The following is a 25,477-nucleotide window of genomic DNA, read 5'->3' as shown; positions in this document are numbered from 1 at the left end:
GCTAAATTCATCGTACAGTGAATTCAACACTCGATGAATTGAGGCGACCGTGTCGCAAGCCAGCCCCTCCCCCGCCGTCGAGGTACGAGATCTGCGGGTCCACCGCGGCGGCCGTGAAGTCCTGCACGACGTCTCGCTGGCCATCCCGCGCGGCTCGATCACCGGGCTGCTCGGTCCGTCCGGATGTGGCAAGACGACGCTGATGCGCAGCATCGTCGGCACCCAGGTCATCGAATCGGGTGAGGTCACCGCGCTCGGCCACCCGGCGGGCTCCACGACGCTTCGCCATCTGATCGGGTATGTCACGCAGGCGCCCAGCATCTACAACGACATCAGCGTCCGGGAGAACGTCGCGTACTTCGCCGCGCTCTACGGCCGCGATCGCGCCGACGTGGACGACGCGATCACGGCGGTGGGCCTGGCCGATCACGCCCAGCAACGCGGCGACGAACTCTCGGGCGGCCAGCTGACGCGGGCGTCGCTCGCGTGCGCGCTGGTCGCCCAGCCCGAACTGCTGGTGTTGGACGAACCGACCGTCGGCCTGGATCCCGTGCTGCGCGTCGAGTTGTGGAAGCAGTTCCACGAACTGGCCGCGAACGGGACGACACTGCTGGTCTCCAGCCATGTCATGGACGAGGCCGAGCACTGCGACCGGCTGCTGCTGATGCGCGACGGTCAGTTGCTGGCCCAGCTCAGCCCCGACGAACTGCGCGCGCAGACCGGCGAGCAGAACTTGGAAACCGCCTTCCTCACCCTTATCACGATGGGACAGAACGCATGACCGCCATCTCGGAAGCCGCGCCGAAGCGGACGCCGACGCTGCGCCCCTACGCCGCGACCACCGGCCGCATCCTGCGGCAACTGCGCAACGACCACCGCACCGTCGCCATGATCCTGGTGGTCCCCGCCCTGCTGATGGCGCTGCTGTATTTCATCTACAAGGACACTCCGACCAACCCGCTGAACCCGGTGCCCCTGTTCGACCGGGTCGGCATCAGCATGCTCGGCATCCTGCCGTTCATCGTGATGTTCCTGATCACCGCGATCGCCATGCAGCGGGAACGCACCTCGGGCACGTTGGAGCGACTGCTGTCGACGCCGCTGACGAAACTCGACCTGCTCGCCGGATACGGCACCGCGTTCTCGCTGGCCGCCGCCGCGCAGGCGATCGTCGCCTGCTTGGTCTCGTTCGGTTTGCTCGGACTGGGCTCGGCGGGCAGCCCCGCGTGGGTGGTGCTGATCGCCGTCATCGACGCGGTGTGCGGGGTGGCGCTGGGTCTGCTGGCGAGCGCGTTCGCCCGCACCGAATTCCAGGCCGTACAGTTCATGCCGGTCGTGGTCGCCCCGCAGATCTTCTTGTGCGGCTTGCTCGTTCCCCGCGGCCAGCTGCCCGATTGGCTGGAGGTGATCAGCAACGTGATGCCGTTGAGCTACGCGGTCGACGCGCTGCAACAGGTGTCGACGCATCCGGAGGTCACCGGCCAGATGTGGCGCGATCTGGCCATCGTCGCCGGGTTCGCGATCGTCGCCCTGTGCCTCGGCGCGGCCACGCTACGACGGCGGACCGCGTGACGGCAGGCAACGGCGCCGAGCGTCCCGCTCGCACCGGCCGCCGACCCGGGCAATCGGGCGCCCGCGAGGCCATCCTCGCGGCCGCCCGCGCCCGGTTCGCGGATATCGGCTTCGACAAGACCTCCGTGCGCGCGGTCGCCACCGACGCCGGGGTCGATCCCGCTCTGGTGCATCACTACTTCGGCACCAAGCAACAGCTCTTCGCCGCGGTGGTGGAGTTGCCGGTGGATCCCGAGGCGACCTTGCGCGTCATCGAGGCCGCACCGCTGGACCGGTTGGGCGAGACCATTCTTCGCACGGTGGTCGCCGTGTGGGATTCGCCCGCGGGTCCCGGCGTGGTCGCGATGGTGCGCAGTGTCCTGGCCGGCAGTCACGATCCGTCCCTGGCCAGGGCGTTCCTCTTGGAGGTCGTGCTGGAACGCGTCCGCAGGCGGATCGCCACCCCGCAGGACGACGGCCGCGCCCGGATCAGCCTGGTCGCCTCGCAGATGATCGGCGTGCTGGTCGGCCGCAAGGTCATCGGAGTGGAACCGCTGGCCTCGATGTCCGCCGCCGACCTGGTCGCCGCCGTGGGCCCGACGCTGCAGCGCTATCTGACCGGTGACATCGGCCAGGAACCGGTGTCCCGGTGACCGCGACGAGGGGACGCCGGGGCCGTCACTCCACGACTTCGACGACGTCACCGGGCCACAGGTACTCGTAGAACGCCTTGGCACCCTCGTAGGTCATCCGGACGCAGCCGTGCGACTTCTTCTCGATCGGACCGACATGGAAGGCGATGTCGCCGTTGAAGAAGGTCGCGTATTCCATCGGAGCGTTGTGCATGGTGCTCCAGTGGAACTCCTTCTTGAACGAGACGTGGAAGACGCCGGGCGGCGTCTCGTATCCCGGCATGCCGTGCGAAATCGGCGTCGGGCCGTAGACCACCTTGCCGTCGTCCATCAGCCACGCCTCATTGGTGGACAGCCGCATGCACGCACGGGCCGCGGTGGAACACGGCGCCACGGCCGGAGGGGGCGGCGGAGGTGGAATGAGCGCGGGCAAACCGGGGATGTCCGGGCCACCCGGCCACAGTGGCTCGGCCTGCGCGGGCGTCGCCATGGCGAATCCCGCCGCCGCGACTGCGCAGGCCATCGCGCATCGAGCCGTCCAATTACGTAAACGCGAATCGCTCATGACGTTCCCGACCTCTCTCTCATACGCCACCTGTGCGCTGATCAGGTCGGTCGCAACGCCCCTGTGCTGGAGCGAGATGACCGTCTCGAAGTGCAAATGATCATGGCGGAGCCGGCTTCGAACGGTCAATGGACGCAAAACGACCGTGACGCATCCGTTGCCGCGCAGTGGGCGAGTCGTGAGAGAAAGGGGACGGCCGCGCGGAGGGTCAGGCGTCGCCCTGAGCGGTGAACGCTTCGTGCTCGGCGTCGGTGACGTCCCTGGCTTCGTCGACGAGCAGCACCGGGATGCCGTTCTCGATCGGGTATGCCCGCCGCAGGCGCGGGTTGTAGAGCAACGCGCTGTCGTCGGCGGCGCGGACCAGCCGCAGCGGGCCCTTGTCCTGCGGGCAGGCCAGCAGGCTCAGCAGTGTGGCGTCCAGGGTGGTGTGCTCAGGCATATCAGGAACCTACCTTCCGGCCGGGCCGGAACGAGAACCGTCCGCATCGGGGGCGGGCGTCCGGCGGAACGAGATGTGGCGATGACCGAAGAAGCTGGCGCCCGCCACCAGCGCCATCACCGCGATCGCCGACGGAATGCTCGGCAGGTGCAGCACCGAGACGCCCAATTGGAGCAGCACCATGTTCAGCACCAGTCCGCCGGAGTTCACCGCGACGAACGCGACGAAATCCCGCACCGTGCGCCCGCGCACCCGGAACACCAGGGTCCGGTGCAGGACGAACGCCACGAACACGCTGATCGAGTAGGCCAGGGCGGGCGCGAGCGCGGCGGGCGCCCGGTCGCCGAGTACCGCCAGCCACAGCACCGTCAGGGCCATGCCGAGGCCCGTGTTCACCATGCCGACGATGGCGAACGCGATCTCTTGCCGACGCACCAGGCGCAGCAGCGGACCCGGGTCCGCGCTCTTGGCTCCGGAACCCGTCTCGGCCGTGACACCCGCGGCATCGAAGCGCCGCGCGTCCGATGCAGGCGCGCCGACGTCGTCCGCCGCATCCGCGCTCATCGGGCGGCGTCGGCCAGGTGGGTTTCCGGCGTCACGGCCGCGTCGAGCGGGGACGGCTCGGCACCGGAACCTTCGTCGAGCCGCCGCCTGCCGCGCAGATACGCCCACTGCGACAGGCCGACGATGAGCAGGCCGAGCAGTGCCGCGGCGACGCCGATCCGCCACCCCGGCGGCTGCCACGACACCACCAGGTCACCGGAGCTGCCAGCCGGAAGATCCACGGCGACAAAGGTTTTCGCCACCAACGTGGAGGGTGTCTCGCGACCGTCGAGCGTCACGCGGTAACCGGGCCAGCCGAGCCGCGCGAAGACGATTCGGCCGCCCTCCGTGGAACTCACCCGCACCCGGCTGGTCGTGTCCGACTCCCCGACCGAGGTGGCAGTCACGCCCTGGGTGGCGGCGATCCGGCCGTCCCGCGCCGAGATCGAGCCGTCGGTGCGCTCCAGCACCGAGATGTACTTCTCGTGCCCGGGGTAGTCGACCCAGCGCCAGCCGGGCGGCGCGGGCTGGTCGCGCGCGTCCGGGTACAGAGCGCGATGCAGTACCACCCGGTCGACTTTCATCAGGTCGACGATGGTCCGGCCGGTGGTCGGCTCGGTCGCGAACGCGCGCCGGTAGGCATCGGGACAGACGCTGGTGTCCCAGCGCATGCACAACGTCTCGCCGAACCAGTAGTGCCCGTTGGGGGTGTATCCGCTGACGTAGGTCAGCTCGAGGTCTTTGGCGTAGTTGCCGAATACCAGCGATCCGTACGCGCCGGGCAGATTCCGTTCCTGCGGCGGGATGAGCATGCGGTCGCCGAGTTGCAATGTGGTGCCGGGGAAGTCGGGGAACGCGGCTTTCATCTCCGAGCGGTTCTCCGGCAGATTCCAGCCCATCGGCGTCGGTTGCGCGTCCCGCACCTGGAGGTACGCGATGGGGAAGACCGAAACGACGATCAGCGCGCACGCCGCGGCCACGCCCCGGCTGCGCCCGAGCCATACCGCGACGGCGCCGAGCGCGGCCACCCCGAGCGCCGCGACGACGTGCCGGATCACCTCGTGGGGCGCGGCCGAGAAAGTGCGCACCCACAGCAGGCCGATCAGCACCGCGGCCGCTGTGCCACGCCGCCGCCAGTCCCGCACGGTCGCGAAACGGCCGAGCAGCACGCACACCAGCACCAGCAGGCCGAGCGCGATCATCGGCAACACCCGCGCGGGCCAGCGCAACGGTCCGACCGCGCCGGGACCGGCCGTCCACATCAGCGCCATCACCGCGAACAGCCCGGGCGCGACGAGCTCACGCGCCGCGCCGAGCGCCTTGCGCCAGTCGACGAACGCCAGGGCGGGAATCAGGAACCACGCGATGTAGACCACCGGCATCGGCTGCACGTAGCCCCACCAGGAACTGAACGCGGGCAGCGTGCTGGGCAGGCTGGCGTTCAGCGACTCCGACCACGGCACCGTGAGGAACTGGTCGTTGTTGATCTGCGCGGTGCCGCGCCAGGTCACCTTCGCCGACAGCATGCTCGGCAGGTAGGTGGCCAGTCCGGCCAGCGCCGCACCGGCGGCGACGGTGAGCAGACGCACCGACGGACGCCACGCCTTCTGGTACACGAGTTCGCCGATCGCGACCGCGACCACCATCAGCCCGGCCTCGACCGCCGGGAAGATGTACTGCACCGAGATGGCCAGATACAAGAAGACGAAGGTGGGAATCGGCCCGCTGCGCCCGCGGGCGTAGCGCACGCCGGAGGCCCAGGCGTGAGCCATCCAGGCGGTGCCGGTGAACGCGGTCATCCAGCTGGACTCGTCGAAGAACAGCAGCCATCCGGTGAACGGAATGGCGGCCCCCGCGACCGCCGCCCACGGCGCCTTCGCTCCGTAGGCCAGGCAGATCCGGTACACCCCGAGCGCCAGGATGATCGCGAAGATCAGTTTCACCACGGTGGCGTACAGCGCGAGGTTGTCGACCGAGGGCGCGATCAGATCGATCAGCAGTTGCGGCGGATTGAGCAGCCCGGCCTCTTCGATGGTGTAGTTGCCCGCCATCCAGTGCTCGGGGATCATGCCGGGCAATCGTCCCTCGCGCAGGTACCGGCCGAGCATCACCCACAGCGGCGCGTACTGCGATTCGGTGTCGTCGGTATAGAAATGCCGGACGTTGGCGAGTAGCACCGCACCGTATCCCGCGATGACCCCGAGCGCCGTGATGACGCCCCATGTGCAGACTTCGCGCGAAGGAAAGGTGCTACGTTCGGCCACGAGTTCCAGACCCTACCGTCACCGCGGTGCCGCTCCGGCAAGCCAGTACCGGGATGCCATTCGGTGACGCGTCATCCGGTCGCGTTCTCGGTCCGCGCCTCCGGCTTGCGGCGGAACGAAATGTAGCGATGGCCGAAGAAACTGACGACGGCGACCAGGCCCATCACCACGACGGCCGACGGAATCCGCGGCAGGTGCAGCACCGAGACCGCCAGCGACAGCAGCACCGTGTTCATCAGCAGCCCACCGGAATTCACCACGACGAAGCCCGCGAAGTCGCGCAGCACTCGGCCGCGCACCCGGAACACGAGCGTCCGGTGCAGGACGAAAGCGACGACGATGCCGACGGCGTAGGCCAGCACGACCGCCACGGCGGGCGGCCACGCGTCACCCAGCACCGCCAGCCACACCACGGTCAGCGCGATCCCGAGCAGGGTGTTGCACGCGCCGACCAGCGCGAAGGCGACCTCCTGCCGCCGGACCACCCGCACCAGGAGTCCGGCCGCGGGCCCGTCGCCCACCGCGTCGGCGCCCACGGCGACCGGAGGCGGGTTCGTCGTCACGAAACGACGTCCGCCAACTGGCGATCCGGTTCGGCGGGCTCGGCGGCGGCGCTCTCCTCCGGCTCCTCGCGGCGCCGGGACCGTACGTACAGCCACTGCAGGACGCCGATGCCGAGCACACCCGCCACCACGGCGGCGATGCCGATCTTCCAGCCGGGCGGACGCCAGGTCAGCACCAGTTCGGCGTCCTGGGTGCCCGCGGGAACATCGACGGCGATGAAGGACTTGGCGACCGTCGTGATCGGAAGCGACTTGCCGTTCAACGTGACTCGGTACCCCGGCCAGCCCAGCCGAGCGAACACGACCCGGCCGCCTTCGGCCGAGGACACGCGCACCCGGCTGGTGGTATCGGTCTCGGAGATCGATGTCGCTGTCGCTTTCTGGGTCGCCGTCACGCGGCCGTTCGTCGTCGAGATCGGTCCGCCGACGCGTTCCAGCACCGCGATGTAGCGCTCGTGCCCGGGATACTCGACCCACGTCCAGCCCTCGGGTGCGGGCTGGCCGGGCGCGTCCGGGAACAGCGCCCGCTGCACCACCACGCGGTCCAGGTTCATCAGATCGACCAACGGCCGCCCGGTGGTCGGCTCCGGCGCGAACATGCGCCGGTAGGCGTCCGGGCAGACACTGCCGTCCCAGCGCATGCACAGCAGCTCACCGAAGTAGAAATGGCCGCTGGGGGTGTACCCGTTGACGTAGTTCAGCTCGAGTCCGCGGGCGTAGTTACCGAAGACGAGCGAGCCGTAGGCCGCCTCGATGCTCTTGTCCTGCGGCTGCAGCAGTCCGCGGTCGCCCAGCTGGATGGTGTTGCCCGCGAAGTCCGGGAACGCGGCCATCGCCTCCGAGCGCTTCGTCGGCAGATTCCACGACATCGGCGTGGGTTGCGCGGCATCGACCTGGAAATAGGCGATCGGGAACATCGCGACGATGGTCAGGGCGCACGCCGCCGCGGTGCCCTTGGCGCGCCCGAGCCACACCACCGCCGCCACCAGCGCCGCCAGCGCCAAGGCCGCGATGACGTGCCAGATGGCGTCGTGCGGGTCGGCGGAGAAGGAGCGCACCCACAGCAGCAGGATCAGCACGCCCGCCGCGATGCCGCGGTTCTTCGGATCGCGGAACGTCCCGAAACGCCCCAGCAGCACGCACACCAGGACCAGCAGCCCGATGGCCAGCATCGGCAGCACGCGTGCGGGCCAGCGCAGCGGCCCGACGGAACCGGGGCCCGCCGTCCACATCAGCATCATGATCGCGAAGATCGCGATCGCGCTGAGCTCCCGCCACGCCTCCTTGGCTCGCCGCCAGTCGACGAACGCCAGGGCGGGGACCAGGAACCAGGCGATGTAGGTGACCGGCAGCGGCTGCACGTAACCCCACCACGACGTGAAGGCGGGCATCGAACTGGGCAGGCTGGCGTTCAGCGACTCCGACCACGGCACCGTCAGGAACTGGTCGTTGTTGATCTGCGCGGTGCCGCGCCAGGTCACCTTGGCCGACAGCATGCTCGGCAGGAAGGTCAGCAGGCCCGCGAGCCCGGCGCAGCCCGCCGCCAGCGTCAGCCGCAGCACCGGCTGCCACTTGCGCTGGTACACGAGCTCGCCCACGGCCACGGCCAGCAGCATCAGCACCGCTTCGACCGCGGGGAAGATGTACTGCGTCGAGATGGTCAGGTACAGGTAGACGAAAACCGGAACGGGCCCGCCTCGACCGCGCGTGTAGCGGACCGAGGCCGCCCAGGCGTGCACCATCCACGCTGTGCCGGTGAGCGCGGTCATCCAGCTGGCTTCGTCGAAGAACAGGAAGAAGCCCGACAGCGGCAGCGCGATACCCGCCACCGCCGACCAGGCGGGCCGCCCGCCGTAGACGAGGCAGACGCGGTACACGCCGAGCGCGGCGATGATCGAGAAGATCAGCTTCACGACGGTGGCGTACAGCGCGACGTTGTCCACCGAGGGCGCGATCAGATCGATCAGCAGTTGCGGCGGGTTGAACAGGCCCGCGTCGTCCATGGTGTTGTTGCCCGCCATCCAGTGCTCGGGCACCATGACCGGAAAATCGCCTGCGCGCAGCGCACGGCCGAGGCCGACCCACAACGAGGTGTACTGGGACTCGGTGTCGTCGGTGAAGAAATGCCGGGCGTTGGCGAGCAGGACAGCGAGGTAACCCGCGACCACTCCGAGCGCGGTGATGACCCCCCACCGGTAGACATCTCGCCGCGAATACGCGTCCGGCGGCGAGTCGAGCACTGCACTGTCCGTCACGAGTTCCAAACCCTACAGGGCGGCTCCCGGCTTGGCATCGGTCGCGGACGCCACCAAGATGAGGGCATGATCAGCTGCTCCGCTGGCCACCCGGCGCACCGTGCTAGAGTCCACACCGGTTCGGGCTCCGCAGTTCTGCCACGAGTACCGGCACGCACCGTCATCGAAAGTCGATCCAGCTGATGCCGATCCCACCTGCCCGCACACTCCGTTCCGGCGCCCCCGCGACGAACGGTGACCCGGCACGGCCCGGCGTGGACCGGCCGCACACGGTGTCGGTGGTCGTGCCGGTGTACCGGGGCGAGGACACGATCGCCGGTCTGGTCGCCGAACTGCACGATCTCACGCGCACCACCGAGACTCCCGGCGGTACCCCGTTCGTCGTCTCCGAGATCATCCTGGTGCACGACCACGGCCCGGACCGTTCCGACGTGGTGCTGCAAGAACTGCAACGGACCTATCCGACCGTGCGCACCGTCTGGCTCAGCCGCAACTTCGGCCAGGACGCCGCGACGATCGCCGGGATGTCGGCCGCGGCCGGTGACTGGATCGTCACCATGGACGAGGACGGCCAGCACGATCCCCGCTTCATCAGCACGTTCCTGGACACGGCGCTGGCGCAGCGCGCCGATCTGGTCTACTCCAAGCCGAGCAACACCAGGCCGCACGGCTTCCTGCGCAATCTGACCTCGCGCGGAGCCAAGCTGGTGCTCGCGACGCTGTTCGCGTTCCCGGATTCCACCCGGTTCGAGAGCTACCGGCTGATCCGCGGGGACATCGGCAGGCAACTGGCCGAGGTCGCGTCCAACGGCGTCTACCTGGACGTCGCGCTGACCTGGGTGGTCGGCGCCGTCGCGCAGGCGCCGGTGGTGCTGCGCGCCGAGGGCAGGGAGGAGTCCGGCTACAACTACCGCCGCCTGTTCTCGCTGTTCTGGAAGATGGTGCTGTGCAGCGGGACCCGCGGGTTGCGGCTGGTCAGCCTGCTCGGCGTCACCCTGGCGCTGGCCGGCGGCGTGATGGCCGCGGTCGTCGTGATCGAAGCGCTGACCACCGACGGCTGGGCGCCGGAAGGCTGGGCATCCACCATCGTGGTGCTGCTGCTGTGCTCCGGCGCCATCCTGTTCTCACTCGGACTCATCGCCGAGTACCTGGGCGTGGCGCTGCACATCCTGGTGGGCAAACCGCTCTATCTGACCGTCGAGACGCCGACACCGCGTCCGGCGGACACTTCGGAAATGACCGCGACCACCGCCAGCAGGGGGACCGACCGGGTTGAGCACTGACCGCGTCATCTTCAGCCGTCCGTACCGGGCGCGCCGGGAATTAGCGAATCTGGAGGCCGTGCTGGCCTCCGACCACAGCCACGGCGACGGACAGTTCACCGCGTCGGCCACCGCGAAGCTGAAGGCGATCACGGGCGCTCCACACGCCCTGCTCACCACCTCCTGCACTTCCGCGCTGGAAATGGCGGGCCTGCTGCTGGAGTTGGGGCCCGACGACGAAGTGATCGTGCCCAGCTTCGCCTTCACCTCCACCGCCACCTCGATGGCGCTGCGTGGCGCCACGTGCGTCTTCGCCGACATCGATCCGGCCACCGGGAACCTGGACCCTGAGTCGGTGGCGGCCGTGGTCACCGAGCGGACGAAGGCCGTGGTGGTCATCCACTACGGTGGCGTCGCCGCCGACATGGCCGGACTGCTCGACCTGGCGAACGCGCACGGCTTCGCCGTCGTGGAGGACAACGCGCACGGACTGGGCGGCACCTGGCGTGACCGGAAGCTCGGCACCATCGGCACGATGGGCACGCTGAGCTTCCACGACACCAAGAACGTGCACTGCGGTGAGGGCGGCGCGCTGCTGCTCACCGACGAGATCCTGATGGCGCGTGCCGAGATCATCCGGGAGAAGGGCACCGACCGGGCCCGGTTCCTGCGCGGCGCGGTGGACAAGTACTCCTGGCAGGACATCGGCTCCAGCTACTTGCCCAGCGAGCTGAACGCGGCCGTGCTCGACGCGCAGTTGGACGAGTTCGACACCATCCAGGCCGGACGCCACCGGGTGTGGGACGCCTACGCCGCCGCCCTGCCGGATTGGGCCGAGCGCAACGACGTCCGTCTGATGTCCGTGCCCGCCGATCGCGGGCACACCGCGCATCTGTACTACCTGCGGACCCCGAACGAGCGCCGCCGCGACGACCTGATCGCGCACCTCGCGGCGCGGGGTATCTCCGCACCGTTCCACTACATCCCATTGGATTCCAGCCCGGCCGGGTTCAAGCTCGGCCGCACGCCGCGGGCCTGCGCCCGCAGCGCGGAGTTCTCCGGAACCGTCGTGCGTCTGCCGCTCTGGCCGGATCTCACCGACGCGCAGGTGGCCCGCGTCGTGGACGCGGTCACCGCGTTCACCGTGTGAACCGGCCCGGACGCCGGTTCACGCGGTGAGTATGTAGAGCTTCTCCCGCCCGCCCGCGATGAGGGACTGCCGCGCCACCCGCGGGCCGTACGCCGTGAAGAACTCGTCCAGCGTCCGCTCGGTGAAGCGGTGCGCCTGCTCGCCGTCGCCCGCGTCGGTGAACCGCTTGCCGATCGTGGCGAGGACCGGATTGTCGCTGGTGGCCAGGTTGCGGACCGGTTCGGCGACGATCACCCGGTCGGTGGCCGCAGCGAGCATCCGATCGAGCAGCGGGCGCGGCTCGGGCAGGAAGTGGTAGAGGCTGGCCTGCATGATGACGTAATCGGCCGTGGGCAGCGCGTCGCCGGAATGCAAATTCCACACCTTGCCCCGCCCGCCCGCTTCGTTCACGCGCGCGACGAAGCGCTCGTTCAGATCGAGCCCGGTGTAGTCGACCGACTTGTGGCGCAAGTAGCGGGTGTAGAGCGTCGCGGGTCCGCAGCACAGATCGACCACGCTCGCCCCTTCCGGGACGAGTTCCGCGATAGCGCGATACCGAGCCGTGTAGTGCTTGCCGTACAACCCGCGCATCAGGACCTCGTAGACAGTCCCGTTGCGGTAAATGAGGCTCGTTCCCACAGGCACTCACTATGCCATCGGTCGATGAATCCGGCTCTTCGGCAACATGTATCGCGTCAGCCACCGAGCAGCGCGCGCGCTTGGTCGTCGGTGAGGATCTCGTAGGCGTCCGATGCCCGGTTGTACCACCAGGTATCCGGCCCCGGCTCCGGCCTGCCCGCCGCCTGCACGGCGCGGGCGGACGGACGGAACGACGGGCTGCGCGGGATGTCGTCCACCACGTACACCAGGTCGGGCCGCTGGTCCGGGTCCAGCACCCGCAACGCCTCGGTGACATCCTTCGGGTCCAGGCGGAGACCTTCGCGCACGCTCACCGCGGCCACCGCGATGCAATGGTCGTCGACGTTCAGTCCGTAGGTGACTTCCATGTCCACAGCGGTGATGTCGTTGAGCACGTCGACGATCGGCTGACCGAAGACCGGCCCGCGCCGGGTGTGGATCACCGTGTCCGTGCGGTCCATCAGCCAGTAGTCGCCGTCGCTGTCGCGGCGGAACAGATTCTCCGTCGGCATCCAGGAGTCGCCCGCCGTGAAGACCCCGCGCAGGCCGCCCGCGGAGATGTCGACGCCGTCGGACGCCTTGCCGATCAGCAGACCCACCTCGTTGTCCGCGCAACGGCGGGCGTAGCCGGATCCGTCGACCAGGATGCGTTCGGTGAGCGGGTCGTAGGCGACCAGTTCCACCTTCGCGGTGCCGGGAACCGGCCTCCCCTTGCATCCGCGTTTCACCCCGGCCACGTTGGCCAGCACCACGTCACCCTCGATCGAGGCGTAGTACTCGAGCACGCGGGCGGGCTCGAATTGCTCCACGGTGCGCCGCCACAGTCCGGCGGGCATTCCGGAGCCGATGAACAAACGGATCGGGTGGCTGTGGCCGTCCGGGAACACCTCCGCGTCGAGGATGTCGCGCAGCATGGTCCAGGTGTAGGTCACCACGGTGACGCCGTAGCGGTGCACCTCCTCGGCGAAGCGCGCCGGGTCGAGCGACCGGGCCAGCGAGACCCGGCTGCCACCCGCGATCGCCCCGCCGAGACTGACCAGCAGCCCGGACGAATGATGCAGCGGCGCAAGGCAGTACACCGTGTCCCTGCGATTGAGATCGGCCGTGGTCGCGGTGCCGAACGCCGACAGCGCCCAGCGGTGGTTGGTGATGTACTTCGTCTCCAGCCGGTCACCGGTGCCGGTGACGAGCACGAACGCCAGCTCGCGCGCCAGACCGGGGTCCGGCCGGTACCAGGCGGGCACCCGCACCCGCGCCGGGTCGATCTGCTCGAGGTCGATCAGGCGGTCGGTCGTGGGCAGCGCCAGCTCGCGCGTGCTACCACCGCCGAGCACCAGCACCCTGGCGTCGGTCGCGGCGGCCTGCCGCAGGTTCTCCGGATCGGAGATCAGCGTCTCGACGCCGGTGAGCTCGATCGCGCGGCGCAGGTCGCTGTGCGGGGCGAGCAGCACCGCCACCGCGCCCAGCCGCGACAGCGCCGCGACCGAGGCCAGCGCGCTGGGCCGGGTCTCCATCACCACGCCGACCCGCATGGCCGGGCGCACGCCCACCGAGATCAGGCCGCGCACCACGTTGTCGATGCGCTCGTTGACCGCCGCGTTGGTGTGCACGCGGTCGTCGAACAGGAAAAGGTCCCGCTGCGGCGCGCGGCGCGTCTGCTCGGTCAGCAAACGGCCGAGCGATATGCGGGTGTGCGGCTGGATCATGCCGAGGCGGGTCAGCCTGGGCAGAGCCCGCGCGGCCTCTCCCGCCAGTTCGATCGATCCGCGCACCGTGTTGCTCGCGATGCCTTCGAGGGCCTTGCCGACGCCGGTGCCCGCCTCGGCCAGCGTCGCGGCGGTGTGCACCACCCGGGTGGCCGCCGAGCGGGGGCGATTACTGGGCACGTGCTCGGTCATCGGCACGATCTCAGGGGGCAGCGGCTTGTCGCCGTTCATCCATTCCACCCACTGCCGCACCAGCGGCCAGGTGTGTTTGCTGGCCATGCTTCCGGCCACCAGGCCGAAGTGGCCCGCGACCAATGTCGCCTCGTAGACCTCCGCGTTCGGCGCGGCCCGCACGATGCCGCGCACCGCGGCGGGCTGTCCGATGTCGTCGACCTCGCCGACGAACGCCAGGATCGGGCATTTCAGTTCGGCCAGCGAGATCGGGTGATCGCGAATCACGAAACCGCCGAGCATCAGTCGGTTGTGCGCGACGAATTGCTTGAGCAGATCCGCCGCGGCCGGGCCCGCGTAACCGACCCAGCCTTCACTGTTGAGGAATCGGCGCTGGCGCTCCTTCGGCAACAACGCCTCGCGGTCGTGCAGCTGAAGCAGGAAGTCGATCCTCGACTTGGCCGTCTTCACCGGATCGAGCAACTGGAAGCCGATGCGCACCATGGAGTCGGTGATCGGCAACCGGGTGACCACATGATCGGCCAGGAAGTCCGCGACGTCGGAGACCATGCCGTAGGGCAGCCCGAACGGCATGCCCGCGACGATGTCGACCGGGCTGCCGAAGGTGACGATGCTGTCCACGCCCTTGCCGTACCGGTAGGCGGCGGTCTGGTAGGCGAACATGCCGCCCTGCGAGTAGCCCATCAGGTGCACGCCGCTGCCGGTGGCCTCGTTGACGGTGTCGATCGCGCTGTTGACGGCCAGCACGTGGTCGGCGAGATCGCGCTGCCAGCCGCCCTCCTCGCTGGCGGGCGAGCCGAAGTCCACCACCCAGCAGTCGATGCCGCCGCGGTGCAGGATCCCGACGGCGCCCTCTTCGGCGTTCACATCCCAGATGTCGGCGTTCACCATGAGCGGCGGGACCAGCACGGCCACCGGGCGCCCCGGCGTCGTGTCGTCGGGGAAGTAATGCCGCAGCCGGTACATGCGTCTGCGTTCCACGACCTCGAACGGCGAGGACGCCACGTCAGGGGTCAGTCCGCCGAAGCGGATGACCTCCAGGCCGTTCTGCGCGGTCGCCATCAACCGCTGTACCGAGCCCACCACAACCTTCGCATTCAACTTCACCATCGCTCCTGGCCCTACCCTAGAACGTGACCCGCATCACACACGGCGACGTGTTCAGACGAGCTTCCCACACCACTTGTCCATTATGTGTCCGCTGTGACACGTCACATGCCAGGTTGCCGCAGTCGGCTCCCTGACGGTCACGTATCGACGCGGAAACATTCCATCGCGGCAGCCCCGGCCACCGGCAACCCGGATAGGTCAGCGTCATCGGTGTGCCCGGGCGCCCGCCACCGTTTTCACGCCGCGCCGGAATACGGGCGCACATCGATCGAGGGGTCACCTAGTCGACCCGTATCCCGGCAGCACCCACGCCCCGGCTCGGACATGGCTTACGTCCGGCAGCACAGCGGGTAGGGACATCGCTCGCGACCGGTGGATGCCACGGCATGGCCGCGATGGCCACTCCGGCCGCCCGATTCGCCCACATCGAGAGAGCGCCGGGCACCGCTTGTGGCCGAGGCAGTCGAACGCTCACATAGCTGATCTGCCGCTACCAGAACGCAATTCGGACCGAACCTCCGGACGCAACCCGCCGTTACCGGAATCGACCGCGTGTCGTGACCATCCGGCGGGCGTCGGAACGATCTTCGAAATTTTTCTGTGCACAGCCGCTTTCGGCGTCTACCATCGATCACGTCTGGAACGCCCTGGCGCGTAGGCAAATTCGATCGATGAGCTGTCCGCGGGCACGCCCGCTGCTGTTTGATGTGAACACCCGGCGACTCTGAACTATCGACGATCTCGAATCCCCTGCTCCACAACCCGTCACCACGTCTCGGTGGCCGTCTCGAGGTGAGGACCACGCATGACCATTGAAATGCCAGTCCAAACGGAAAACAACGTGCGCAGGAGCCTGAGCACCAGTACCGCGGGCCTGCTCGCGCACACCACCAAATCCGAACCGCAGATGCAGGGCATCAGCTCGCGATGGCTCACTCGCGCGCTGCCGTGGACGCAGGTCAACGGCGGTGTATACCGAGTGAACCGCCGCCTCACCCACACCGTGGGCAACGGCGAAGTGGAATTCGTCATCGACGGCTCCACCGCACGCGTCATTCCCCTGGAATTGCAAGAACTTCCGGCGCTGCGCGGATTCGATGACGAGGACGTGCTGCGCGCCCTCGCGGACCGTTTCGAACAGCGCGATCTCGAACCGGGCATTGTGGTGGCGGAATTCGGCAATCCGATGGATCAAATTCTGCTGATCGTGCACGGCAAATTGAGCAAAATCGGGTCGGGTGAGTACGGCGAGCAGACGAAGCTCGGCATCCTCGGCGGCGGCGACTTCTTCGGCGACACGATATTGACCGAACCTTCGGCGATCTGGCCGGTCACCATCAAGACGGTCACGCGAACAACCATGTTGGTCCTTCCGCGACGATCACTCACAGAGTTCATCGACAGAACTTCGGCATTGCGCGAGCAACTTTCTCGCGTGGCTTCCGCACCCACCCATCCGCAGAACAACAAAGGCGAGGCGGACATCGCGATCGCCTCCGGCCACGCGGGCGAGCCGCTGTTGGAAGGCACGTTCGTCGATTACGACGCCGCCCCACGCCAATACGAACTCAGCCTGGCGCAGAGCGTGCTGCGAGTGCATACCCGAGTCGCCGACCTGTTCAACGACCCGATGAATCAGGTCGAGCAGCAGCTGCGCCTGACCATCGAAGCGCTCTACGAACGCCGCGAATACGACCTGGTCAACAACCCCGACTTCGGGCTGCTGCACAACTGCGATCTCAAGCAGCGCATCTACACCGAGACCGGCGCGCCCACCCCGGACGACTTCGACGAACTGCTCAGCATGCGCCGCAGCACGAAACTATTTCTTGCCCATCCGAAGGCGATCGCCGCGTTCGGACGCGAATGCACCAAGCGCGGGCTCTACCCGGATCCGGTCGAGGTGGACGGGCACCGGGTTCCGGCGTGGCGAGGCGTACCGATCTTCCCGTGCGGCAAGATCCCGATCAGCGACACCCAAACCACCTCGATCCTGGCCATGCGCACCGGCGAGAAGGACCAGGGCGTGATCGGCCTGCACCAGACCGGGATTCCGGACGAATACGAGCCGAGCCTCAACGTGCGCTTCAAGGGCATCGACGACCAGTCGATCATCTCCTACCTGATCAGCTGCTATTACTCGGCGGCCGTGCTGGTGCCCGACGCGCTCGGCGTGCTCGACAACGTCTCGGTCGCCCGGCAAGCCGACTGACCGGGGTGATGGGCATGTCGGTGCTCTCCCGCGCCGCGGCGGCGCACGCCACCGATGAGGTGGCCGCCACCGTCGTCGCGCTACTCACCAATACCCGGACAACCGCTCCGGCCGACCTGTTGTCGACGAAAGCGGCTGATTCGCCGAATATTTCGTCGGTGGCCGGACAGGCGGGGGTCATACCGTGCGCTCTGCTCGGTCCGTCCGGCCTGGGCGCCGCCGCGCTGTTGCTTCCCCGTACCGGCGCGGACGCTGCCACGACGCCCGCCGTGGCGGCGACTTCCCCTACCGCTGTCCGCGCCGGCACACCGGGAGCAGCCATCGAAGGGGCAGCCGCAGTTCTCGCCACCGCACCGGGGCCGCCCCTGGTGACGGGACGAACTCCGTTGCCCGCAGCGCCACGCATTCCCACCGGACCCACCGGGCTCGGCACGCCGTCGGCGCTGCTACACGGCCTCGCGGGGCCACCTCGCACGGGCACGCGGACGCAACCGAGCATCGGGTCGGATGCCGCGGGCGGTCCCGCACGGGTGCCACGCACACCGACCGGATCCGGCACCGCCGAGGTGTGCCGCGATCGGCAGGATCCGATTCCACCGCTGTACTGCCCGCCGCCGCTGCGTGACGATCCGGCTCTCGCCGAGGCCGTCAACATCGGCATCGTCGACTGGGCCAGGGACATCGGGTTGTACGAGGGGCGGCTGCAGGAGTTGCGCGACGCCGATTTCGGCCGGCTGATCATGCTCGCCCACCCGGACTGCGACGATGCCGACCGGCTGCTGGCGGCGGCGAAATGCGCGGTCTCGGAATGGTCCGTGGACGACTACTACTGCGAGGAGGATGCCGACGACCGGGCACCGGACGGCACCCCGTCCAGCGCCGAGGCGGAGTTGGGTCCCCGGCTCGAATTGGCGGCCGCCGCCATGGACCCGGTCCATCTTCCCGCGCGTTACGTCGCCCAGCTCGAGGCCGCTCTCGAAGCCGATCCGATCCTGCGCGCGTTTCGCACGTCCTTCGAGCACCTCGCACGCTACGCACGCCCTGCGCAACTGGCCCGGCTGCGCACCGAGATCGCGGGCTGGTTCATCGCGCTCGGAGCGGAAGCGGGCTGGCGCTCGGCGGGGCGGATGCCGCCGGTGTGGGAGTACCTCGCCAATCGGCAACCGCACAGCTTCCTGCCGTGCATGGCGCCGACCGATGTGGTCGGCGGCTACGAGTTACCGGCCGCCGAGTACACCGACCCCGCGGTGCGCCGCGTGGTCACCACCGCCGCGCTGGCCAGCCAGATGGTCAACGACCTGTATTCGATGGCGCGCGAGGATCTCTCCAACGGCAGGGAGTTCAACCTGCCGACCGTCCTGGCCGCCGAGGAGCGCTGCTCGCGCCGCGAGGCCGTGCTGCGCACCGCCGAGGTGCACGACGAACTCGTGCACCGGTTCGAACGGGAAGCGGCGCCCCTGGCCGCGCTCGGCTCGCCGGAACTACGCCGTTTCCTCGCAGGCCTGTGGGCCTGGATGGGAGGCAACCGCGCCTGGCACGCCGACAGCAAGCGCTATCGCGACCCGCACCAGAGCCACCTGTAAGAGAGCAACGAAGCAGTACCGCACCGAGAGAGGATGATCGCGCATGACCATGCTCAACCCGGAGACCGGGACCGTTCTGCGTACCAGCTACCAGAAATCCGTCGCCGCGTACTGGAACAACAACCCGAACGACGACCGGGTCAACACCAAACTCGGTGAGGTCGACGGGCTCTACCACCACCACTACGGCATCGGCGAGCCGGACCTGTCCGTGCTGACCGGCCCGGCGGACACCCGGGAGGAACGCATCGTCGCCGAACTGCACCGGCTGGAGACCGCGCAGGCGGACTTCCTGCTCGACCACCTCGGCGACGTCCGGCCCGGCGACCGGCTGCTCGACGGCGGCTCGGGGCGCGGTGGCACCAGCTTCATGGCCAACCAGCGCTTCGGCTGCCAGGTCGACGGCGTGACCATCTCCGAATATCAGGTCGGCTTCGCCAATGACCAGGCTGTTCACCGCGGCGTCGCGGACAAGGTGCGGTTCCACTTCCGCAACATGCTCGACACCGGCTTCGAGACCGGTTCCATGCGCGGGATCTGGACCAACGAGACCACGATGTACGTGGACCTCTTCGACTTGTTCAGCGAGTTCTCCCGCCTGCTGGAGCCGGGCGGACGCTACGTGTGCATCACCGGCTGCTCCAACGACGTGACCGGCGGTCGCGCGTCCTCGGTCAGCTGGATCGACGCGCACTACGGCTGCATGATCCATCCGCGCGGCGAGTACTTCCGCGCCCTGGCCGCGAACAACCTGGTGCCCATCTCCGTGACCGAACTCACCGCGGCGACCATCCCGTACTGGGAGCTGCGCACGCATTCCGAGCTCGCCACCGGCGTCGAGAAGCCGTTCCTGACCGCGTACCAGGAGGGGAGCTTCCACTACCTGCTCATCGCCGCCGATAAGGTGGGCAGGTGACCGACGCCCTCGCCCAGCCGTACACCGACCGCGAGGCCCTGCCCGTCGAACTCGTCGACGACGCGGGCCGCGCGGTCGGCGCGTGCACGGTCGCCGAGGCACACCTGGCCCCGGGACGACTGCACCGCGCGTTCTCCGTCTTGCTGTTCGACTCGGCGGGCCGGGTGCTCTTGCAGCAGCGTGCGGCGGTCAAGACCAGGTTCCCGTCACTGTGGGCCAATACCTGCTGTGGCCACCCCGCACCCGGCGAACCGGTCGCTGCCGCGGCGGGGCTGCGGCTGGCCGAGGAAATGGGCCTGACGATCGCGCTCACCGAGGCCGGGATCTACCGCTACCACGCGGCGGACCTGCGCACCGGCCGCGTCGAATCCGAGTGGGATCACGTTCTGATCGGGCGCCTCGACATCGGCAACCCTCGACCGGATCCGGCCGAGGTCGCCGACTTCGCGTGGATTCAGCCGGACGCGCTACGCGACGCGCTGGCCGACAACCCGGACGCCTACACCCCATGGCTGGCCGGTGTCCTCGACGTCGCGGAACACGCGCACGTCACAGGAACCTCTGCGCACTGATTCGTCGTATCGTTTTCTCCTGGTCCGAGGCAGCCGACCACATCTCGCCGACTGCGCAGGCGGCGCGGCTGCCTCGATCCAGCCGGCGAATTCACGACGGCTTTCCCTCCCGAGCCGTTTGTAGCTCGACATTCGCGCTGGTCGACACACTCGGCACGGTGCGTGACATCGATTGATGCGCATATCCATGTAACAACATGGAGTGAAACTGAGAGAACTCATAGGAACGGCACAGGCTGTGACCAGGACCGTTCTGCATCGTTGAGAGGTACGAGTTCTCGGTGAAATGAGGTGCGTGATGGTGGAATTCGAGGTCACCGGAACGACGGTGACGGTGCACGTGCTCGGTGCGCATCAGCTGCTGGCGCTGCGCGACCAGCTGAGTTTCGACCTGTCCGCCGTCACCGCGCTCGGCATGGCCGGGGTCGACCGCCGCCCGCCGTGGGTGCGCACGCCCGGCACTTTCTTCCCCGGCGTGATCGCGGCGGGGACCTTCCGCGGCAAGGGCCGCAAGGAATTCTGGGACACCCGATTCGACGGACACGCCATCCGTATCGACTTGGCGGGCGCGGACGTCACACGGCTCGTGGTCGACGTGGCCGACCCGGACGCCGAACTGCGCAAGCTCGCCATCGCGGTAGCCGCCTGAGCCTCGCTCAGGCCCCGAACGATCGCAGCGAGCCGGTGTAAGGCTTCGGCGGCGGCGCGGCGAATTCGCCCCGGCCGGACTTGCGCAGACCGAGCGTGAGCAGCGATTGGACGGTCAGGGTCGCCGCCGCCACACCGTCCACCACCGGCACGCCGACCTCGGCGCGCACGTGCGCGGACAGATCGGCCATCCCCGCGCAGCCGAGGACGATCGCGTCGGACCGGTCCGCCTCGACCGCTTCCCGGCACGCTTCGGTGACGATCTTGCGCGCGTCCGGATCGGTGTCGAGGGCGAGCACGGGAATCTCGCAGGCGTGGATACCGCGGCAGAAGTGCCGCATCCCGTAGCGCTCCGCCAGATCGGCCGCCCGGCCGACGGTCCGGCCCAGGGTGGTGACCACGCTGAACCCGCGACCGAGATGAGCGGCGGTACGCATAGCGGCCTCGGCGATCCCGATCACCGGTCCCCTGGCCAGCTCGCGCGCGGCGTCGAGACCGGGGTCGCCGAAGCAGGCCAGCACGTAGCCGTCGACCCCCTCGGCCTCCCCGCGCCGGATCGCGGCGAGCAGGCCGGGAACGCTGAGCGCTTCGTCGTAGTGACTTTCGATCGAGGCCGGTCCCATCTCCGAGGTCACCGCGTCGAGCAGGGTGCCAGGACCAGCGACGGCCCTGGCACACCGCTCGATCGTGTCGGTCATCGCCCGGGAGGTATTGGGGTTGACCACACGGATATGCATCAGGCCGCGCTCTCCCGCATCGCCGGCCAGGTGCGTGTGGCAAGGACGTAGTAGGCCACGAAGCCGAGGCCGCAACCGATGAACCAGCTGTACTGTGCCGCGGTGTACATACCGGTGACATCCTTGGCCAGCACCGGCATCACCGCGGCCAGCGCGCCGACGACCGTCGCGATCACCGCGGCCGGGTTGTATCCGCCGCGATACCAATAGCGTCCGCTGCTGGACATCGTGAACAGGTCGTCCACCGCCACGCGTTGCTTGCGTACCAGGTAGTAATCGGCGATGAGCACCCCGAACAGCGGGCCGATGAAGGCGCCGAGCACCTCCAGCGTGTAGTGGATGACCTCCGGGTTGTTGTAGAGATTCCACGGCGTGATCAGCACCGAGCCCACCGCGGCGATCATGCCGCCCGCGCGCCAGCTGACGCGCTGCGGACTCACGTGCGAGAAGTCGAAGGCGGGCGAGATGAAGTTCGCGACGATGTTGATGCCGATGGTGGCGACAGTGAAGGTCAGTGCGCCGAGCACGATCGCGAAGGTGCTGTCGATGCGCGCCACCGTGGCGACCGGGTCGGTGATCAGCTCGCCGTAGACCGGCACCGTCAGCGAGGCGGTGATCACCACCAGCAACGAGAACAGCAGGAAGTTCAGCGGGAGACCGAGCAGGTTGCCCCGGCGCACCACGGCGAAGGACTTGCCGTACCGGGAGAAGTCGCCGAAGTTCAACATCGGCCCGGAGAAGTAGGAGACCACGAGCGCGATGGCGCCCAGCATCACGGGCACCGAATCCCATCCGGTGTACCGCACCGCGCCCAGGTTCAGATCGATCGCGCCCCAGCCGGCCTTCGCGATCAGGTAACCGCACAACAGGAACATCACCACGTACACCGCGGGCCCACAGAAGTCGATGAACCGGCGAATGGACTCCATGCCCTGCCAGAAAACGCAGGCCTGCACCACCCACAGCGTCAGGTAGCTGCCCCAGCCGAGCAGCGACAGACCGAGGAATCCGTAGTCGCCTGCCACCGCGTACGGCCCGAGGGACGGAAACAGCTTCACCAGTACGACATCCAGTGCCGCCGAAGCGAGGAATGTCTGAATGCCGTACCAGGCCACCGCGATCAGCCCGCGGATGATCGCGGGGATATTGGCGCCGAGCACGCCGAACGCACTGCGGCAGATGACCGGGTACGGCACGCCGGTCACCTGACTCGGCTTGGCGACCAGATTGCAGAAGAAATACACCAGGGTGATCCCGATCAACAGGGCCACCAATACCTGCCAGCTGGCCAAGCCGAGCGCGAACAAGCTACCCGCGGTGACATAGCCACCGACGCTGTGCACGTCCGACATCCAGAACGCGAAGATGTTGTAAGAGCCCCAGTTCTGCTTGCGCAGCGGCGCGAGATCGTCGTTGGTGAGCCGTGGGTCGTAGCCGGCGGGGGCGATCCGCTCGGGAGCGGGTGCCGCGGCGATGGTTTCGGTCATGGTGTTTTCCCATCCGAAGGGTGAAACTGTGATCGAAACGACGGTAGGAATCGGCTATTGCCCGTCCATTGCGCGGTTATTGCCCGGCTATTGCGCGGCAGATATATCTTCCGGCGCGAGCAGACCGGTATCGGTGGGCAAGGTCGCGATCACGGACTCCAGCCTGCGATGGTGATGTTCGGCGACGAGCAGCAGGCGCTCGACATCCCGGGCCAGGAACGCGTCCAGCATCAACGCGTGGTCGGTGTGCAGCCGCACTCGGTCGGCCCGGCCGATGTGCACCATCGACTGCACCGGCTCGGTGACGTTCCACGCCGCTTCGAGCATGTGCAGCAGCCGGAACATGCGTGACGGCCGGGTCAGCGCCACATGGAAGGTGCGCGACCCACGGTGGTAGGCGGCCGGGTCGTCGTCGCGTATCGCCTGTTCCATGGCCTCGTTCACATCCAGCAGTTCGGCGCGGTCGGCGGCGGAGTGGTTCATGGCGGCCGCGGCGAGCGAGGCCGTCTCCAAGGTCTGCCGCACGATGTACATCTCGCGCAATTCGGCGGCGGTCAGTTGCGCCACCGTGTATCCGGCGTGCGGCTCGTGGGTGACCAGCCCCTCCCCGATCAGCGTCTTGAGCGCCTCGCGCACCGGAATATGGCTCACGCCGAACAGTTCCGCCACCTCGCGCAGCGGGATGACGGTACGGGGCGGCACCGCCCCGTCGAGGATCACCCGGCGCAGTTCGCCGAGGATGATCTGCGGGCGGCCGGGTGTGTCGACGACCAACCTCGCGAGCAGCGCCGAACGTCGTCTCGGGGGCATGACAACACGCTAGGGGCAGCGTGTTGCGTTCCCGGTCACCCGTGTGACGGTCAGGAAACGTCTTCTCACAGTACCGACCGGTCGCGTGGTGGGTGCGGGTCCCGGCCACCGGTCTCGAGCGAAACGAGACACCTAGCATTGGATTGTTCGCGACGCCGCAGGCGCTGAAAGACAGGCACAGGTTTCGATGACAGTTTCGGCAGGACAATTCGTAGATCGCCGCTTCGCGCGATTAGTGGCGGAGTTCGACCGGCTGTTCCGGCGTCCGTCCGACGGCGGCGGAGCGCTGGCGGTCTACTTGCACGGCGAGCCGGTGGTCGACGTCTGGGCCGGTTACGCGCATCCGGATGTCCCGTGGGCGCACGACACCGTCGCGATGGCGTTCTCGACCGGCAAAGGGATCGCCAGCACGCTGGTGCATCGCCTGGCCGAGCGCGGCCTGATCGACTACGACGAGCCGCTCGCGACCTACTGGCCGGAGTTCGCGGCGGCGGGCAAGGAGCGCATCAGCGTGCGGGCGATGCTGACCCACCGGGCCGGGCTGCACCGGCTGCGTGGGCTGCTGCCCGGACCGGTCGAGCGATTCTTCGACGACGCCGCGGTCACCGCGGCGCTCGCGGCCGCCGCGCCCGATCCGCGGCACAAGGTGACCAGCGGCTATCACGGCATCACCTACGGACACCTCGCCGCGGAGCTGGTGCGCCGGGTGACCGGAACGGAATTCACCGACGCGCTGCGCACCGAGATCGCGCTACCGCTCGCGGCCGAGGAACTGTGGTTCCGGGTCCCGGCAGCCGAGCGCGGGCGTATCGCCACCAATTTCCCGCGCCTGACGGTCGCGGGCATGAGCTGGGAGCGTGGCTCGCGGATGCTCGCCCGCACCCGCTTCGCGGCCGCCGCCGACACCACCCCCGTGGGTTTCGCCGAGCTGGTGGCCGATCCGCGCCTGCACGACTCGGTGATGCCCGGCCTCAACGGCGTCTTCTCCGCCCGCGCGCTGGCCCGCGTGTACGGCGCGCTCGCCAACGGCGGGCAACTGGACGGGTATCAGCTGCTGCGCCCGGACACCATCGAGCAGATCACCCGGCGGCAGGTGTTCACCCCCGACTACGTGCTGGCCTTCCGTATTCCCTGGGCGCTGGGTTACCACGGCGTGCCGATGAAGCCGTCCAAAGCCGAACCCATCTCGGCTTTCGGCCATTTCGGCCTCGGCGGCTCCGGCGGTTTCGCCGACCCGGCGACCGGGATGTCGCTCGGCTTCGTCACCAACCGCCTGGGCAGCCGGATCACCCCGCTCGGCGACGCGCGCCTGGCGCGCTTGGGGACGCTGGCCCACAACCTCGCCAGAGCCGCCTGATCTCGCCTGCCCGAGTGGCAGCATGGCGCTATGGAGACCGTCGACATGCCGCGGATCGCGGCGGCCACGCGGCTGCTGGACCCGGTGATCCGGCGCACGCCGCTGCTGGCCTCGCGAGTGTTGTCCGAGCGCGTGGGCGCCGAAGTGTGGCTGAAATGCGAGAACCTGCAGCGCACCGGGTCGTTCAAGCCGCGCGGGGCCTACAACCGAATCGCGAATTTGCCGCAGGAGGTTCGGGAGCGCGGCGTCGTGGCCGCGAGCGCCGGTAACCACGCGCAAGGCGTCGCGTGGTCGGCGGCCTCGCT

The 25,477-nt window shown here is 68.5% G+C and carries 23 protein-coding genes; 12 read left to right on the top strand and 11 right to left on the bottom strand.

Features of this window, described 5'->3' with window-relative positions:
• The first annotated feature begins 49 nt into the window (after positions 1-49).
• The 3 genes from ABZW96_RS34945 to ABZW96_RS34935 are packed head-to-tail and all read left to right on the top strand — an operon-like array spanning position 50 to position 2,204.
• Positions 50-781 carry an ABC transporter ATP-binding protein gene (locus ABZW96_RS34945; RefSeq protein ID WP_355080822.1) on the top strand — a complete coding sequence of 244 codons (732 nt, stop codon included), beginning with the start codon at positions 50-52 and terminating at the stop codon, positions 779-781.
• Positions 778-1,572: an ABC transporter permease gene (locus ABZW96_RS34940; RefSeq protein WP_355080821.1), complete on the top strand. Its 795-nt coding sequence runs from the start codon at positions 778-780 to the stop codon at positions 1,570-1,572. Before ABZW96_RS34945 ends, ABZW96_RS34940 begins: the two co-directional genes overlap by 4 nt.
• Entirely contained in the window at positions 1,569-2,204 is a 636-nt protein-coding gene (locus tag ABZW96_RS34935) for a TetR family transcriptional regulator (protein ID WP_355080819.1), read from the top strand. The genes ABZW96_RS34940 and ABZW96_RS34935 overlap by 4 nt, the downstream gene beginning before the upstream one ends.
• A gap of 25 nt (positions 2,205-2,229) precedes the next feature.
• Here ABZW96_RS34935 and ABZW96_RS34930 read toward each other — a convergent pair whose 3' ends face one another.
• The 6 genes from ABZW96_RS34930 to ABZW96_RS34905 form a co-directional block, all read right to left on the bottom strand.
• A complete protein-coding gene (locus tag ABZW96_RS34930; RefSeq protein WP_355080817.1) occupies positions 2,230-2,748 on the bottom strand; it encodes a L,D-transpeptidase in 519 nt (172 codons plus the stop codon).
• A 208-nt stretch (positions 2,749-2,956) separates the two neighbouring features.
• The gene (locus tag ABZW96_RS34925) at positions 2,957-3,187 is read right to left on the bottom strand and encodes a Trm112 family protein (RefSeq protein ID WP_355080815.1); all 231 of its coding nucleotides are present in this window, start codon (positions 3,185-3,187) and stop codon (positions 2,957-2,959) included.
• Positions 3,188-3,196: 9 nt separating this feature from the next.
• Entirely contained in the window at positions 3,197-3,751 is a 555-nt protein-coding gene (locus tag ABZW96_RS34920; RefSeq protein ID WP_355080814.1) for a GtrA family protein, read from the bottom strand.
• Positions 3,748-5,994 (bottom strand): hypothetical protein, encoded by a 2,247-nt coding sequence (locus tag ABZW96_RS34915; RefSeq protein ID WP_355080812.1) that lies wholly within the window; start codon positions 5,992-5,994, stop codon positions 3,748-3,750. Before ABZW96_RS34915 ends, ABZW96_RS34920 begins: the two co-directional genes overlap by 4 nt.
• A gap of 71 nt (positions 5,995-6,065) precedes the next feature.
• The gene (locus ABZW96_RS34910) at positions 6,066-6,530 is read right to left on the bottom strand and encodes a GtrA family protein (protein ID WP_355080839.1); all 465 of its coding nucleotides are present in this window, start codon (positions 6,528-6,530) and stop codon (positions 6,066-6,068) included.
• 23 nt (positions 6,531-6,553) lie between these two features.
• Complete coding sequence (locus ABZW96_RS34905) at positions 6,554-8,725, bottom strand: hypothetical protein (RefSeq protein WP_355080837.1); 2,172 nt, start codon at positions 8,723-8,725, stop codon at positions 6,554-6,556.
• A 269-nt stretch (positions 8,726-8,994) separates the two neighbouring features.
• Here ABZW96_RS34905 and ABZW96_RS34900 point away from each other — a divergent pair, with 269 nt between their 5' ends.
• Positions 8,995-10,095: a glycosyltransferase family 2 protein gene (locus ABZW96_RS34900; RefSeq protein ID WP_355080809.1), complete on the top strand. Its 1,101-nt coding sequence runs from the start codon at positions 8,995-8,997 to the stop codon at positions 10,093-10,095.
• The gene (rffA, locus tag ABZW96_RS34895) at positions 10,085-11,224 is read left to right on the top strand and encodes a dTDP-4-amino-4,6-dideoxygalactose transaminase (protein WP_355080807.1); all 1,140 of its coding nucleotides are present in this window, start codon (positions 10,085-10,087) and stop codon (positions 11,222-11,224) included. The genes ABZW96_RS34900 and rffA overlap by 11 nt, the downstream gene beginning before the upstream one ends.
• 18 nt (positions 11,225-11,242) lie before the next feature.
• Here rffA and ABZW96_RS34890 read toward each other — a convergent pair whose 3' ends face one another.
• Together ABZW96_RS34890 and ABZW96_RS34885 are read right to left on the bottom strand one after the other, a co-directional pair.
• Positions 11,243-11,842, bottom strand: coding sequence for a class I SAM-dependent methyltransferase (locus ABZW96_RS34890; protein ID WP_355080806.1), 600 nt, complete (start codon positions 11,840-11,842; stop codon positions 11,243-11,245).
• A 56-nt stretch (positions 11,843-11,898) separates the two neighbouring features.
• A complete protein-coding gene (locus ABZW96_RS34885) occupies positions 11,899-14,850 on the bottom strand; it encodes an AMP-binding protein (RefSeq protein WP_355080804.1) in 2,952 nt (983 codons plus the stop codon).
• Positions 14,851-15,655: 805 nt separating this feature from the next.
• Here ABZW96_RS34885 and ABZW96_RS34880 point away from each other — a divergent pair.
• From ABZW96_RS34880 to ABZW96_RS34860, 5 genes are all read left to right on the top strand, one after another.
• Entirely contained in the window at positions 15,656-17,062 is a 1,407-nt protein-coding gene (locus ABZW96_RS34880; RefSeq protein WP_355080802.1) for a family 2B encapsulin nanocompartment shell protein, read from the top strand.
• A gap of 14 nt (positions 17,063-17,076) precedes the next feature.
• Positions 17,077-18,645, top strand: a complete 1,569-nt coding sequence (locus tag ABZW96_RS34875) for a family 2 encapsulin nanocompartment cargo protein terpene cyclase (RefSeq protein ID WP_355080800.1) — start codon at positions 17,077-17,079, stop codon at positions 18,643-18,645.
• A gap of 43 nt (positions 18,646-18,688) precedes the next feature.
• On the top strand, positions 18,689-19,561 hold the full coding sequence (locus tag ABZW96_RS34870) for a geranyl diphosphate 2-C-methyltransferase (RefSeq protein ID WP_355080798.1): 873 nt from the start codon (positions 18,689-18,691) through the stop codon (positions 19,559-19,561).
• Positions 19,558-20,133, top strand: coding sequence for an isopentenyl-diphosphate Delta-isomerase (gene idi, locus ABZW96_RS34865; protein ID WP_355080797.1), 576 nt, complete (start codon positions 19,558-19,560; stop codon positions 20,131-20,133). Before ABZW96_RS34870 ends, idi begins: the two co-directional genes overlap by 4 nt.
• Before the next feature lie 298 nt (positions 20,134-20,431).
• Entirely contained in the window at positions 20,432-20,782 is a 351-nt protein-coding gene (locus tag ABZW96_RS34860) for a hypothetical protein (RefSeq protein WP_355080795.1), read from the top strand.
• 7 nt (positions 20,783-20,789) lie between these two features.
• Here ABZW96_RS34860 and ABZW96_RS34855 read toward each other — a convergent pair whose 3' ends face one another.
• From ABZW96_RS34855 to ABZW96_RS34845, 3 genes are all read right to left on the bottom strand, one after another.
• A complete protein-coding gene (locus ABZW96_RS34855; protein WP_355080793.1) occupies positions 20,790-21,518 on the bottom strand; it encodes an aspartate/glutamate racemase family protein in 729 nt (242 codons plus the stop codon).
• Complete coding sequence (locus ABZW96_RS34850) at positions 21,518-23,005, bottom strand: NCS1 family nucleobase:cation symporter-1 (protein WP_355080791.1); 1,488 nt, start codon at positions 23,003-23,005, stop codon at positions 21,518-21,520. Before ABZW96_RS34850 ends, ABZW96_RS34855 begins: the two co-directional genes overlap by 1 nt.
• 87 nt (positions 23,006-23,092) lie before the next feature.
• On the bottom strand, positions 23,093-23,815 hold the full coding sequence (locus tag ABZW96_RS34845) for a GntR family transcriptional regulator (RefSeq protein WP_355080789.1): 723 nt from the start codon (positions 23,813-23,815) through the stop codon (positions 23,093-23,095).
• A 235-nt stretch (positions 23,816-24,050) separates the two neighbouring features.
• Here ABZW96_RS34845 and ABZW96_RS34840 point away from each other — a divergent pair, with 235 nt between their 5' ends.
• A complete protein-coding gene (locus ABZW96_RS34840) occupies positions 24,051-25,172 on the top strand; it encodes a serine hydrolase domain-containing protein (RefSeq protein ID WP_355080787.1) in 1,122 nt (373 codons plus the stop codon).
• Positions 25,173-25,202: 30 nt separating this feature from the next.
• Positions 25,203-25,477 (top strand): pyridoxal-phosphate dependent enzyme (locus ABZW96_RS34835; protein ID WP_355080785.1); only part of this gene is annotated, 275 nt, incomplete at its 3' end.

The sequence above is a fragment of the Nocardia sp. NPDC004168 genome (assembly GCF_040610355.1).
In the GTDB taxonomy this organism is placed as follows: domain Bacteria; phylum Actinomycetota; class Actinomycetes; order Mycobacteriales; family Mycobacteriaceae; genus Nocardia; species Nocardia sichangensis.
The sequence above is the reverse complement of the archived record's forward strand: the minus strand, read 5'-3'. Positions and strand labels throughout refer to the sequence as shown.

Coding starts and splice junctions, on each gene's coding strand:
- ABZW96_RS34900 (WP_355080809.1), top strand. CDS start 8,995: ATGCCGATCCCACCTGCCCGCACACTCCGTTCCGGCGCCCCCGCGACG.
- ABZW96_RS34855 (WP_355080793.1), bottom strand. CDS start 21,518: ATGCATATCCGTGTGGTCAACCCCAATACCTCCCGGGCGATGACCGAC.
- ABZW96_RS34925 (WP_355080815.1), bottom strand. CDS start 3,187: ATGCCTGAGCACACCACCCTGGACGCCACACTGCTGAGCCTGCTGGCC.
- ABZW96_RS34940 (WP_355080821.1), top strand. CDS start 778: ATGACCGCCATCTCGGAAGCCGCGCCGAAGCGGACGCCGACGCTGCGC.
- ABZW96_RS34850 (WP_355080791.1), bottom strand. CDS start 23,005: ATGACCGAAACCATCGCCGCGGCACCCGCTCCCGAGCGGATCGCCCCC.
- ABZW96_RS34875 (WP_355080800.1), top strand. CDS start 17,077: ATGTCGGTGCTCTCCCGCGCCGCGGCGGCGCACGCCACCGATGAGGTG.
- ABZW96_RS34845 (WP_355080789.1), bottom strand. CDS start 23,815: ATGCCCCCGAGACGACGTTCGGCGCTGCTCGCGAGGTTGGTCGTCGAC.
- ABZW96_RS34885 (WP_355080804.1), bottom strand. CDS start 14,850: ATGGTGAAGTTGAATGCGAAGGTTGTGGTGGGCTCGGTACAGCGGTTG.
- ABZW96_RS34920 (WP_355080814.1), bottom strand. CDS start 3,751: ATGAGCGCGGATGCGGCGGACGACGTCGGCGCGCCTGCATCGGACGCG.
- ABZW96_RS34870 (WP_355080798.1), top strand. CDS start 18,689: ATGACCATGCTCAACCCGGAGACCGGGACCGTTCTGCGTACCAGCTAC.
- ABZW96_RS34860 (WP_355080795.1), top strand. CDS start 20,432: ATGGTGGAATTCGAGGTCACCGGAACGACGGTGACGGTGCACGTGCTC.
- ABZW96_RS34930 (WP_355080817.1), bottom strand. CDS start 2,748: ATGAGCGATTCGCGTTTACGTAATTGGACGGCTCGATGCGCGATGGCC.
- ABZW96_RS34880 (WP_355080802.1), top strand. CDS start 15,656: ATGACCATTGAAATGCCAGTCCAAACGGAAAACAACGTGCGCAGGAGC.